General features: G+C 37.3%; 7 protein-coding genes. 5 read left to right on the forward strand and 2 right to left on the reverse strand.

What is annotated here, in order from left to right; genetic code table 11:
* Positions 1-7: 7 nt before the first annotated feature.
* From HYB91_RS12565 to HYB91_RS12585, 5 genes are all read left to right on the forward strand, one after another.
* Positions 8-3421, forward strand: a complete 3414-nt coding sequence (locus tag HYB91_RS12565; RefSeq protein ID WP_002676349.1) for a UvrD-helicase domain-containing protein — start codon at positions 8-10, stop codon at positions 3419-3421.
* Positions 3422-3561: 140 nt separating this feature from the next.
* On the forward strand, positions 3562-5346 hold the full coding sequence (ptsP, locus tag HYB91_RS12570; RefSeq protein ID WP_002676348.1) for a phosphoenolpyruvate--protein phosphotransferase: 1785 nt from the start codon (positions 3562-3564) through the stop codon (positions 5344-5346).
* The gene (gene der / locus HYB91_RS12575; protein WP_002676347.1) at positions 5333-6763 is read left to right on the forward strand and encodes a ribosome biogenesis GTPase Der; all 1431 of its coding nucleotides are present in this window, start codon (positions 5333-5335) and stop codon (positions 6761-6763) included. Before ptsP ends, der begins: the two co-directional genes overlap by 14 nt.
* Before the next feature lie 2 nt (positions 6764-6765).
* Positions 6766-7092 carry a MerR family transcriptional regulator gene (locus HYB91_RS12580; RefSeq protein WP_002666779.1) on the forward strand — a complete coding sequence of 109 codons (327 nt, stop codon included), beginning with the start codon at positions 6766-6768 and terminating at the stop codon, positions 7090-7092.
* Positions 7076-8461, forward strand: coding sequence for a small ribosomal subunit Rsm22 family protein (locus tag HYB91_RS12585; RefSeq protein WP_002676346.1), 1386 nt, complete (start codon positions 7076-7078; stop codon positions 8459-8461). The genes HYB91_RS12580 and HYB91_RS12585 overlap by 17 nt, the downstream gene beginning before the upstream one ends.
* 24 nt (positions 8462-8485) lie before the next feature.
* Here HYB91_RS12585 and HYB91_RS12590 read toward each other — a convergent pair whose 3' ends face one another.
* Together HYB91_RS12590 and HYB91_RS12595 are read right to left on the reverse strand one after the other, a co-directional pair.
* Complete coding sequence (locus tag HYB91_RS12590; protein ID WP_002676345.1) at positions 8486-10624, reverse strand: methyl-accepting chemotaxis protein; 2139 nt, start codon at positions 10622-10624, stop codon at positions 8486-8488.
* 78 nt (positions 10625-10702) lie between these two features.
* Positions 10703-12943 carry a peptidase U32 family protein gene (locus tag HYB91_RS12595; RefSeq protein ID WP_002676344.1) on the reverse strand — a complete coding sequence of 747 codons (2241 nt, stop codon included), beginning with the start codon at positions 12941-12943 and terminating at the stop codon, positions 10703-10705.
* Between the last annotated feature and the right edge of the window lie 49 nt (positions 12944-12992).

The following is a 12992-nucleotide window of genomic DNA, read 5'->3' on the forward strand; positions in this document are numbered from 1 at the left end:
GATTAAGATGAATGATTATATAAAAAATATAATGGATAGTTTAAATGAAAATCAAAAAAATGCAGTAAGCGTTGAAAAAAATTCCGTAATTGCGGCGGGAGCCGGTTCCGGAAAAACGAAAGTTTTGGCTGCGCGCTATGTTTATTTTGTTGTTGAAAAGGGTGTCAGCGTAGAAAAAATAATAGCTCTAACATTTACCGAAAAAGCCGCAGCCGAAATGCACAAAAGAATTTATAACGAGTTAAAAAAAATAGATCATCCGAATGCAAGAAATGCTATCGAAAAATTTCATCTTGCAAAAATTTCGACGATAGATTCTTTTTGCAATCGAATAGCAAGGGATGCATGTAAATCCTTCGGTATTTCTCCTGATTTTAACATTGATAATACCGAATCGGAAAAGTTAGCTTACCGCATAGGCTTGGATTTCTTTTTGAAAATGCGCTCGGATAAAACCATGCAGTTTTTTTTGGGAGATAACGGAATAGATGATTTTGTGTCGGGGCTTTTTGTAAAATTATTAAGTAATTATGTTTTGATTTCAAGGCCAATTGATTTTAAAAAAAGTTTAGAAACTCAAATAAGATATCATGATGACGAAGAAAGAAAAACTTTAGCTGAATGTTTTGATGTTTTTGAATTTATAAAAGAAAACGATCCTTCTAAAAATTTTACGGAAGAGGCTATGAGCGAGTATTCAACTCTTCCTAATTTCCCTGAATCGGTAAAAGATGAAGCCTTTATTAAGCTACTTCCTATTGTCGACAAAATTTCTAAAACAGCAAAAGGTAGAGGAAATGATACCGTAAAAGAAATAAAAGAAAAATTAAAAGTCATATATGAAAAACTTGTGTGTATTTATAATTTTGACTACTCGCGTGAGTTTTTGGCTTCTTTTTTTGATATGCTTAATGAACTTCAAAAAGAATACATATATGAAAAAAAACAAAGAGGTCTTTTAACTTTTTCGGATGTGTCACAGCTTGCTGTGGATGTTTTAATAAATGATGTGGACTTAAGAAACTTTTATAAAAAGAATGCAGACATTATTATGATAGATGAGTTTCAAGATAATAACAGCTTGCAAAGAGATTTACTTTTTTTAATTGCTGAAAAACTTGAACGCTCCGAAAAATCGGTTCCTAGTCCTCAGGAGCTTTGTCCCAATAAACTTTTTTTTGTCGGAGATGAGAAGCAGTCGATTTATGCTTTTAGAGGGGCTGATGTTTCCGTATTCCGAAAACTTGCGGACGATATTTCGGATAAAGAAAGGCTTGCCGCTACAAGGCTCTTGATAAATTACCGCACGGAGCCTTCTCTTATAAATTTATTTAATACAATATTCTCCAAAGTTTTTTATTCCGAAATAAATAAGCCCTTAGAAAAAACCGGAGCGGTTCCCGCCTATGAGGCAGAATATGTGCCGACTGAGACTAGAGCTCCCGTAAAAGGAGTTGAACCGAAAATTGAAATAATGTTTTTTGATAAAAAAAGATTTAATGCTTTGGAAGATTCAAGCAGGTTTCTTAGTCCTGTAGAAACTGAAGCTTTTTATCTTGCAAAAAGAATTTTAGAATTGCATAATCAAGGTTTTAAAGTTAGGGACGGTAAATCTGCAAGAGCTTGTTCATGGAGCGACTTTGCCGTCTTGCTTAGGGCTTCTACAAAGCAAAGTACATACGAAAGAGTTTTCCGCAATTTTGGTATTCCCTATAGGAGTGTACAGCAAAGAGGTTTGTTTAATGATGCGCCTATAAATGATATTTATGCTATGCTTAAAATTATAGCCTATCCTTCCGATAAAAAAACTTATGCTCAAGTTTTACATTCGCCTTTTGTAAATATAGATGATGATGCCTTTGCAGTTTTACTTTTAAATTTTACAAAAGCTTTCGATATTTCTTTAGCGGAAAAATTAAATGAAAAAAATAAAGATGCCTATTTGCGGGCTTGCGATTTATTTGCTCGCTTAAATAAAAATATTTTAACTATGAGCTGTGCCGAGTCGGTTACATATCTTTGGTATGAAGAAGCTTATAGATATTTTTTATTGAGCAATGAAGAAAATCATCACTATATGGATTTGTATGATTATCTTTTTGAGCTTGCATGTCAGGCCGATATCAACGGATTAACTTTTTCTCAATTTGTGGATTTGCTTTCATCTCATATTGAAGATAATGAAAGACTTGATGATATGGAGCTTCCCTTAGATGATCAAAAAGACTCCGTTCAATTTTTAACTGTGCATAAGAGCAAGGGTTTGGAATTCCCTATTGTTATAGTTCCCGACTGCGGAAATAGGGGTATCCCTGAAAAAAAAGAGGGGCTCGTTTTTTATAATGAAGATATGGGGCCTGTTTTGTATTCTCCCAAGGCGCCGGGTTTGTCTGCGAAAGCGGATAATTTGATTTTTGAATCATTACGTGATGAGGCTAATGCAAAGCTTGTTGCAGAAACGAAACGGCTTCTTTATGTTGCAGCTACAAGAGCCGAATCCTATTTAATTATAAGCGGTGTATATAATCATTTACAAAATGAAGACTCTAAAGATTCTAAAAAAGATGAAGATAACGATTACTCATCTTCAGATTCGAGAAGTCTTAAGGAAATAAAATCCTTGCTTAAGCTTTCGCCCACAACTATAAGTTTTTTTGAATTACTTTTGCCTGCTCTTCCCGATGAGCATGAAGATATTATTTTTAATGAAATCTTACCTCTTGAAAGAGAGGCCTTATTTAACAATGTCAAAAGGCAAAAATGCGAAAGAATAAATTTTGAAAAACTTTTTGCTTATTCTAAAATAAAAGAATTTAATCTTGCAGAAAAAAGAATAACAACCGCTACAGGTCTTGCCCATGAGGTAAATAAAAAATTACGAGAAGGTTATTTGTATTCTTTAACTTCCGAAAAAGATAAGCTGCCTAATTCTTTTGAAGATAAAGATGAACAAAAAGAATTTACGGCTGCCGAGCTGGGAACTCTTACCCATTCCTTAATAGAAACCCGTCTTTTAAATAAGGAATTTATCTATCCGAAAGGTCATTCCGAAGCTGAAAGAAAAAAGATTTATGCTTGGGCCGATAATTTCTTTAATTCGGATATGTATGCTCTAGCAAAAGAAGCCGAAAAATTAAAAAGCGAATACGGTTTTTTAACGGATTATGAAGGAGAAATTGTAAGCGGGCAGATAGACTTACTGTTTAAAAAAGGCGGAATAGTCTATGTTGTAGATTATAAAACCGATGAGATAGAAAACCCAGATGCACACTTGACCCAGCTGAAGATTTATAAAAAAGCTGCCTTCGATCTTGCAAAAACCGAATCGGAAAATCTTAAAGAAAATTCGGATAAGCCCATCGAGGTCAAGACATTTATCTTCTATCTAAAAACGGGACATTGTGTTGAGCTTGAGATATAGGTAATGTGATATTTCCGTTTCGGAGCTATGTGTTTTTCTTTTAATTTTTCTAAAAAAGGATGATGCCTTGAGAGAATGACAAGGGCTTTCTTCCCCTAATAGTTGTCAATCCCCTCGTTTTCTACTATAATAAAGACAGTATGAAAAAACTTAACGGACTCATAGCCTCCGACGGTTTAGCTGCCGGACCGCTGTATTGTATAATGGAACAGCCCGAAACGGTGATTCCTTCTTATTCCATATCTGAAAATGAAATTGATTTGCAAAAATCGAGATTGGCCGGTGCCGTGGAAAAGGCAAAAAACGAGCTTTCGGAACTGATATCTTCATCATCTGATGTAGAAAAAAGCGAAAACGACAAGACCGGTGAAGATATTATATCAACCCACATTCTTATGCTGTCGGATACGGCCTTTTTGGATTCCGTTTTTGCCGCCATCGAAAAAACAAGGATGAATGCCGAGTTTGTTTTAAAAAGAAAATTGGACGAAACCATTGCAATGTTACAAACAGCCGGAGATAAATACCTTAGCGCAAGAGCTGTAGATATTCAGGATGCTTTTGAATCCGTTTTTGTTCATCTCCTTAAGCAGGGGGCAAGGGATTCCCGATTTACAAAAGTTCCAAAGGGTTCGATTATTGCAGCAAAACTGATAAAACCCTCCGAGGCCCTTTTGGTAAAAAATGCGGGAGTGAACGGTATAATTATGGAAGAGGGCGGCGTTACCAGCCATATTTCGATTATGGCCCGTGCTTGGGATATTCCCATGCTTGTGGGTGTAAAAAACTGTATGGATTTTGCCCGAACAAATATGCCTGCGGCTCTCGATGCGGACGGAGGCTTTGTTTTATTTAACCCTTCCAAGATTCTTATAAAAGAATATGAGGAACGTATCGAAAAAAGAAATGCTGAAATTAAGGAACTCCTAGAAGCTCAAAAAAATTATACTGAGCGTTTTTCGATTACGACAAAGGACGGAGTTAAGGTTTCGGTAAATGCGAATATTGCCTTCCCTGAAGAAATTGAAAATAAATTCGTTACCATATCAAACGGCATAGGTCTTTTCCGCTCCGAGTTTTTATTTTTAGAGGACGGTAAAATTCCCGATGAAGACACTCAGTTTGAAGCTTATAAAAAAGTTGTTGAAGCTATGGGCAAAAAGCCCGTAGTTATCCGAACCTTCGATGTGGGTGCCGATAAGATGATTGATGAACAGGAAACCTTGCGTGAAAAAAATCCTCTTCTCGGCTGGCGGGCTGTCCGCTATTGCATAGAAAGAAAAGAAGTATTTAAAACTCAAATAAAGGCTATCCTGCGGGCCGGAGTTTTCGGAAATGTTTTTCTTTTGATTCCGATGATTTCAAATATTGAAGAAATTATTGAAGTTAAAAAAATAATCGAAGAATGTAAACTTGAATGTAATGCTGACGGGAAAAAAATAATTGAAAAGGTTAATGTAGGGATTATGGTTGAAGTTCCCTCCACGGCTGTAGCTGCCGACCTCTATGCTCCGTATCTGGATTTCTTTTCTATCGGAACGAACGATCTTATTCAATACACGATGGCGGCTGACAGGGAAAACACAAAGGTTGCTTATCTTGCAAATTATTTTGAACCGGCCGTTTTGAGACTTATCAAAAACGTTATTGATGCACAAAGGTTTATAAAAGAACAGGTAGGGCATTTGGTTTCTATGTGCGGAGAAATGGCTTCGCATGAAGATGCCGCCTTTTTACTTTTGGGAATGGGCTTGAGACATTTCAGTATGCCTGCCGGGAAAATTTTAAAAATGCAAAAGTTTATGCAGTCCGTAAATGTCAAGGATGCGGAAGTCTTATATGAAAAAATTAAAAAATTAAATTCCGCGTCTCAAATAAAAACAGAGGTACAAAAAGCATTGGAGATCTATTATGCCGAAAACTAAAGATGAAATTATTGATGAAGAAAATATAAGTCCGGATAGCTCGGAATTTTCTCATCAAAAAAAACATAAAAACATTCCTTTGATAGCTATTGTGGGCCGTCCCAATGTCGGCAAGTCTACATTGTTTAACCGATTTTTAAGAAAACGCCGGTCCATTACCGATCCGACTCCCGGCGTAACCCGCGATCCTGTCGAAGCGCAGGCAATTATAAACGGCCTTCCTGTCATGCTTGTAGATACGGGCGGCTTTAAACTTACAAGAAGCGGTGATGCGTTTGAAGATACGATAGATGAACTTGTCATGGAAAAAACTATTTCCACCTTAAAAAAAGCCGACAGGATTTTACTTCTTCTCGATGCAGGTCTTGCAACTGCAGAAGACGAAGAGTTTATTCAATTTTTACGGCCATATTTTAATAAGCTGGTTGTTGCCGTAAATAAGACCGAGGGCGGAAGGCTCATGGCGGAGGCTTGCAACTATTACTCTTACGGTTTTAAATCCTTGACCTGCATAAGTGCCGAGCACGGCGACAATATTTCGGAGCTGGCTGAAGAGTTGACAGCCGGTCTTGATTTTAGCAAGGTAGAAGAACTTGAAGAAGATGATACAATAAGAATTACGATTGTCGGTAAACCCAATACGGGAAAATCAACATTGGCAAATTATCTTACAGGTTCTTCCGCTTCGATAATTTCAAATGTTGCAGGAACTACCCGCGATATTGTTGAAGGAGAATTTTCTTATAAAAATAAAAAATTCCTTATTCAGGATACTGCAGGAATAAGGCGCAAGGCAAAGGTCAATGAAGATATAGAATATTATTCCGTAGTGCGTGCAATTAAAAGCATGGACAATGCCGATATAGTTTTTCATCTGATAGATGTTCAAGAAGGCTTAACCGAGCAGGATAAAAAAATTATAGTGCAGGCTACTAACCGCGGCCTCGGCGTTATCTTTGTTTTAAATAAATGGGATTTGATGGAGCAAACAAAAAAAGCTTTTAAGGATGAAGAAGAGCGCATAAAAGTTATGTTCGGCAAAATGGATTATGCTCCCGTACTTGCTATTTCTGCAAATGAAGGAACGGGAATCAAAGAGCTTTTAAACACGGCCGTCAAAATGTTCGAGCAGTTAAATAAAAAAATAGAAACCTCGGCTCTAAACATTGCCTTAAAAGATTGGCTTCAGGCTGCTCCTCCTCCGCAAGGCCGTCAAACAGCCTTTACATTTAAGTACATTGTGCAGACAGGTTCCCGTCCGCCTGAATTTCTATTGTTCTCAAACAGGCCCGATTATGTAACCGAGTCTTATATGAGGTATATTCAAAATAAAATCAGAAGCGATTTGGGTTTTGAAATGATTCCTATCTTGCTTAAAGTTAAGGGAAGCCGAAAACGCTGGGAAGAAAGGCTTTAGGAATGAAAGGTTTTTCGATAGGTGAAGTTGAAAAAATTACAGGGATAAAATCTCATACTTTAAGATATTGGGAAGACAATATTCCTGTCTTGCAGCCTAAAAAAGATTTGGGCGGAAGGCGTATTTACAGCTCCCATGATTTGGGAATCATCTATCGGCTTGATTATTTAATAAATAAAAAAAAGTACACGGTTGAAGGAGCTGCTGCCGAAATAATAAACCAAAGTGCAGCCCAAGGCTCCCTTACAGCTAAAATATCCGAGCTTAGGGATCAGCTTTTAGATATTTACGGAATTATACGGGAAGAAAAAAATGACGGAACAAAATAAACCATTTTACGAAAAGTTTGTAAAGAAGAATGAGACAAAAATTCATCATCAAAAAAAGAAAGAAATTGATGAAAATCTGAATGAAAAGAAAATCAAAAAGAAAAATAATCGGGAAGAGTTTCCGGTAAAGATTGTAAAGACAAAAAATACCGATAAAAATATTTTTAAAGAAAATGATGAGGACACAAAGGCTCTTTTAAATTCTTTTGATTTAATAATAAAGGATGCTCTAAAACTTTCTTCAAAGCAAGCTGCTTCGGTTTCAAAGGATATCCGCATCCTATTCCATGAGCTTACAAATGAAAGAGGCTCGCGAAAAGTAAATTACCTAAACAATCCCGTAAAATTAACGGCCTATATTTACCACTATATGTGGTGGAACTTGGTGCGTATTTCAAAATTGATAGGCAATCTTGATTTTGATTTAAAGGACGGAGACATAATTGCAGACTTCGGCTGCGGACCTATGACCCTTATGTGTGCTTTTTGGATTGCCAAACCTGAATTGCGCTCAAAAAAACTTCATTGGTATTGTGCCGATATTTCGGGGAAGGCTTTGGCGGCAGGAGAAGCTTTGTTTAATTCTCTTTTTACTTTTACAAATCAAAAAGCCGGAATAGAACAAACATCGAATTGGAAGCTTACAAAATTAAACGGCAGCTTCGGTCTTCCGTTAAAAGAAAAGGTAAACCTTTTTGTAAGTGCAAATATGTTTAACGAAATATTTTGGGATTCTTCAATTAAGATTGAAGGTGAAGCTGAAAGAGCTGCAAAAACAATTCAGCATTATATTCAAGATAACGGAGCAGCCTTGATAATTGAGCCAGGCATTCCCCTTGCCGGCGAATTCGTTTCGGCCTTGCGAAAAAACTTTATCGAAAAAAAATATAAAATAATTTCTCCCTGCCCCCATGCAGAAATCTGTCCTATCCCCGGTAAAAAAACGGCTGAACAAAAAAATATAAAATATCCTATAGCTTCGGATAAGTGGTGTCATTTTTCTTTTTATGCAGATGATGCCCCTCCAAAACTTGTTGAGCTTTCTGAAGCTGCAAGACTTGAAAAGACCAGAGCAAGCCTTTCTTTTATATATTGCAGAGGCGAAGGAAAAAAAGAAAAGCAGGCTGAGTCGAAAAAGGAAAAAAAAGACTTCCTTGCACGCATAAGCTCCGAAATAATAAAACTTGACGATGGAAAGATCGGCCGTTATGCTTGTTCCGAAAAGGGCTTTTTACTCCTAACCGAAAAAAAAGGAGCCCGGTCAAAGCTTAAAGAATATGTAGACGGCTCTCTTATAAAAATTGAAGACGAAAAAATAAACCGGTTCTTCCATGACAGAAAAACCGGTGCTTTGATTATAAGAGTTTAATTATAGCGTTTCCGTCAGAATACCTTATACTTTAAATTTATTTACCTCTAGTGATAAGTGTTCGATGCTATCCTTATTTTTTTGCGATATTTCGCTTACTTCTTTACTTGATTCATTTATTGCAAAAGCTGCCGTAGCCATTTCGTTCATGCTATTGTTTATATTTCTGGTAAGAGCATCAAGTTTTTGCATTTCTTCTGAAACCTTAATACCTCCGGACAGCATTTCTACTGATCTGGTCTTTACTTCGCCCGTAATTGTGTTTATGTTTTTTATTGCATGAAGGACTTCATTACTTCCGTTTTCTTGTTCTTTCATTGCAAATACCATAAGTTCTTCTTGCTGTGAAATTTGATTTACCAGTTCATACACCTTAATAAAAGATTTTTCAGCTTCTTTACCGACGACTGTGAGCTTTTCGATAATCTGGGTAGATTTTTTCATAACCTCACCTATCTGCTTACCCTGCATATTAGACTGTTCTGAAAGTTTTCTTATTTCATCGGCTACAACGGCAAAACCTTTTCCGCTTTCGCCTGCATGAGCTGCTTCAATTGCGGCATTCATAGCTAAAAGATTTGTCTGACTTGCAATGTTTTGAATAATCTCACTCGTTTCAAGCAAGGAAGCCGATAAGGATGCTATTTGAGCAACTACATCATTTGCTAATCTTGCACCTTCTTTACCGCTCTTTGTTTTCTCATATACGGTTTTAATAAGAGTATTGTTTTTTTCAAGATTGTTTGTAACTGAGGCTATGTTAGCAACCATTTGTTCAACTGCTGCGGAAGATTCCTCAATACTTGAAGCTTGTACTTCAATGTCGCTGTCCAATTCTCCAAGCCTGCTGATAACCTGTTCGATTGTTGCAGATGTTTCCGTGACACTGGCTCTTTGATTGACTGTTTGTGTTTTTACCGATTCTATATTTTGAGTAATTTGGTGTATGGCACTTGCTCTGTCGGATATATTTTGTGCAAGTACATCACCGACATCCTTCATTTTTTGTGAATTCATTAAAACGGCTTTTATCATATAGCTTATTTTTGCAATTGTGTCGGCAAAATAATCCGTCAATTTTCCAATTTCATTATTACCCGTTGAAGGAAGCGTAACACGTAAATCTCCTTCCGATACGGTTTTAAGAGCAGCGATAACCTTATTAACCGGGCGTATGATAAAGAGCTTTGTAAATATCATGATTGTTAAAACAAATAGAATAAATATAAAAAGTAAAACAGCTGCCGTCTTTATGAAGAAGTTTGTTTGACTCCTTTGAATTTCTTCAATCGAATATAAAAATTTTGAGTACCCTATTATATTCCCTGAAAAATCATACATAGGATAATAAGCGGCGGCATTGGTTCCGTCAATTTTGATAAGGTTCTCTTTGTTTCCCAATTCTTCCATAATTGCAGCAGAATCTTCAGAATTATCGTTTTCAAAATTGGAACCTATTATTTTATAAGTGTTATCTAAAGTGCGGGCACATACGCTTATATTTAAACCGCCTTCCAATACTTCCCTGGAACAGTTATTAAGAAAACCCTGTATAAAGTCGCTATTAACATCTCCCCCATATTCTACCGACCCTATGTGTTTATTGTTTTGATCGAAAAGAGGTTTTACTACTCTAAAGCCCAAATCGGTTACTCCGACTTCAAGCCCGCTTATTTCTTTTTTTTCGGAGTTTGCCTGTAAAATTGTTTTTCTAAACCCTGAAAGATCATCATTGAATTTCTTTGGGTTTTGAACACGTAAAAATGAAATTGCCGGCGGTATATGAAAATGGAATTGTTTAGCTTTATAGTTTTTTTTCATTTCATCAAACAGAGGTAAGGTAAGTTCGGTAAGAGTTTTCCTGTCTCTTGCTGCAAAAGCCTTTATTATTTTTTCATCTTTGGAAATATTATTCAATATCATCTTGCCCATAAGCTCATACGTATTTAACTCATGGTTGAAAGCCGAGTGTTTTATGTCTGCCATCATCTTTATTTGATTTGAAGAGAATTTTTTAAGACTTCGCCAATCCTTGTATGCGATTATTAGATATTGGGCTAAAAGCAATATAACGGTAAAAAGTAAAAGTCTGCTTCCTATGGAATAGAACCTCGTTTTTGCCGAATGAGAAAGCTGAGTTGAGGTACCTTTTGTTCCCGACATAAAAAACTCCTTGGATAACAATATTAGATATATTCATTATACTGCAAATTATCAAAAATATCAATAATTTCTAGAATATTACTTTTGTTTTCTCGCCTCAATTTTTGCAGGGTCATAAAAACCTTCTTTCCAGTTGAAGCGCGAAGTATCTTCGAGAAAAATTCCTTTCCTGCATGAGTTTACAATGTGTCTGTACTCACCGCGTTCGATTTCCGTGTGAGAAAAATCAAGAAGGAATTTATCAAAGCCTTTTTTTTCCAAAGAGCCGATGCGGTCGGTTATCGAAAAAGGTTTTTCCGGTAGCACAAATGAAGCAGACGGTGTTGAAAAAGCCTTGAAAGCCTCTCCTTGTTTATCGGAAAAATATAAGAAATCATAAGTTTTTGGAAGTGTAAATCTCATTCTAAATAGGGCAGGATAGGCAAAAACAGGAATCAGTACCTGTTTTCTCATACCGGGAGCATAAACCTCTTCAAGGTTTTTTTGAGAGTTTTCGATGGGAGATATAAACTTTAAAATATTATTTTCTTGAAGCCATTTTACAGCCCAGCGGTTAAAGCTGTAAAGATAGGGGCCGGCAACAAGGTTTAGATTTTTATTTTTTAGCATTGTAATATGGGCAGGATTATTGATTACAAATTGAGTATAACCCTTTTCGATTAGGCTCATAAGATAGAGTTCAAGCTCATCGCTTTCGGCTTGTCCCATAAAAGGATCAAGTGAAATAAAGATTTCCCGTTTTGAGAATGGAAGAGGTTTGCCGCTTTTTCCCGTACCGGCTAAGGCTTCTCTTGTATCTTCATTTAGGTTTATAATGACCCGCACAGGTTTGTCGGAAAGAATGGTGTGGAGGCTGTTTACTGAAGATACTTGAACATAAAAACCGTCAGGGAAGATATCAATATTGGATTTACTCAAAATTTTTTTAGCCCGCTTGTCGTCCTGTTTGTTTTTTGCTCCTTCCTTTACATTCTCATTACCGGCAGGATTCCCTTCGGGATAAAGTTTAAGTTCGGGAAGCTTGTCGTCTCCGGGCCTTTTTCTAAAAGGACTCAAAGTTTTGGGCAGCACCGGAGTATAACGCTTACTCATGCTTTTAGTTTGCAAAAGGTAAACGCTGTCGCCTATGCCGAAATCGGCAGGGACCTGAATCCATACTTTTTCGGCCGAACCTGATTTTTTTGAAGAGGCTTTTTCAATCCTTATATCTTGAATTTTCCAGCTTTCTCTTCCTCGGTCATCCTTTGTATGAAGCCGAATCGAATCCCCGAAATCGGGAGTATAGGAGCCACCCTTTAAAAGCACATAGTGAACCTTGCGCATGGGATCTTCCTTTGTTTTTCCTTCAACTTCTTTAATCTTAAATTGGGCGGTTTTGTCTATCGTTCCTAAAAAAATACCCGTGCCGCCCGCCTGATTCGGGTTTAATATTTCCTCAGCCTTTGAAGAAACAAATAAAAAGCTAGTCTTTTTTCGGGCAAAGTCTCCGGCTAGAATGCGGCGGCCTGTTTCGACGGCTTCCTTTTTATTCTTTTCCCAGTTGTCGATTACATGGCGGTAGGCTGAAACTACCGTTCCTACATATTCTGCACTCTTCATTCTTCCTTCAATTTTAAAGGAGGAAACTCCCGCTTTTATAAGGTCGGGAACATAATCGATGAGCTGCAAGTCATGGGGAGAAAAATAATAGCCGTCTTTGTCGCCTTGAGGTGTGTGGGCTGTGTACAGTCTTCGGCAGGCTTGGGCACACATCCCTCGGTTTGCCGATTTTCCTCCGAGGTATGAGGAAAACATACATAACCCCGATTGGCAGACGCATAGGGCTCCGTGCACAAAAACCTCAAGCTCGCAGGAGGTGTTTAAGTTGACCGCTTCGATTTCTTTTAATGAAAGCTCTCTCGCTAAAACGGCTCTTGATATTCCGAAGCGGCTTAAAGCATTTGCAGCCTTGGCCGAGGCTATATTCATCTGGGTTGAGGCGTGAAGCTTTAATTTTGGAAAGTGTGTTTTTGCCATTTGAACTATGCCCAAATCTTGAACGATGATGCCGTCGGGAGAAACGGAGTCAAGGTATTTTAAAAAGCGGTACATCTTTTCGGTTTCTTCTTCGGTTAAAACCGTATTAACGGTAACATAGACCTTTTTATTCCGCTTGTGAAGGCTGTCTACGGCTGCTTCAAATTGGCTCCATGCAAAATTGGAGGAACGCATACGCGCATTAAAAGTTTTTAAGCCTAAATATACGGCATCGGCTCCTTCGTTTACGGCAGCATCAAGGGCCTCAGTATTCCCTGCCGGAGCTAAAAGTTCTATGTTCATGTTTATACCTCTAGCTCATTGTATCATATTTGATAAAAAAAATCAGGTA

Origin of the sequence: Treponema sp. B152, assembly GCF_024181665.1 — a bacterium.
Classification (GTDB): Bacteria; Spirochaetota; Spirochaetia; order Treponematales; family Treponemataceae; genus Treponema_B; species Treponema_B denticola.

Bases quoted from the DNA above. Each gene is read 5' to 3' on its own strand.
- HYB91_RS12565 (WP_002676349.1), top strand. From the start codon at position 8: ATGAATGATTATATAAAAAATATAATGGATAGTTTAAATGAAAATCAA.
- ptsP (WP_002676348.1), top strand. From the start codon at position 3,562: ATGAAAAAACTTAACGGACTCATAGCCTCCGACGGTTTAGCTGCCGGA.
- der (WP_002676347.1), top strand. From the start codon at position 5,333: ATGCCGAAAACTAAAGATGAAATTATTGATGAAGAAAATATAAGTCCG.
- HYB91_RS12580 (WP_002666779.1), top strand. From the start codon at position 6,766: ATGAAAGGTTTTTCGATAGGTGAAGTTGAAAAAATTACAGGGATAAAA.
- HYB91_RS12585 (WP_002676346.1), top strand. From the start codon at position 7,076: ATGACGGAACAAAATAAACCATTTTACGAAAAGTTTGTAAAGAAGAAT.
- HYB91_RS12590 (WP_002676345.1), bottom strand. From the start codon at position 10,624: ATGTCGGGAACAAAAGGTACCTCAACTCAGCTTTCTCATTCGGCAAAA.
- HYB91_RS12595 (WP_002676344.1), bottom strand. From the start codon at position 12,943: ATGAACATAGAACTTTTAGCTCCGGCAGGGAATACTGAGGCCCTTGAT.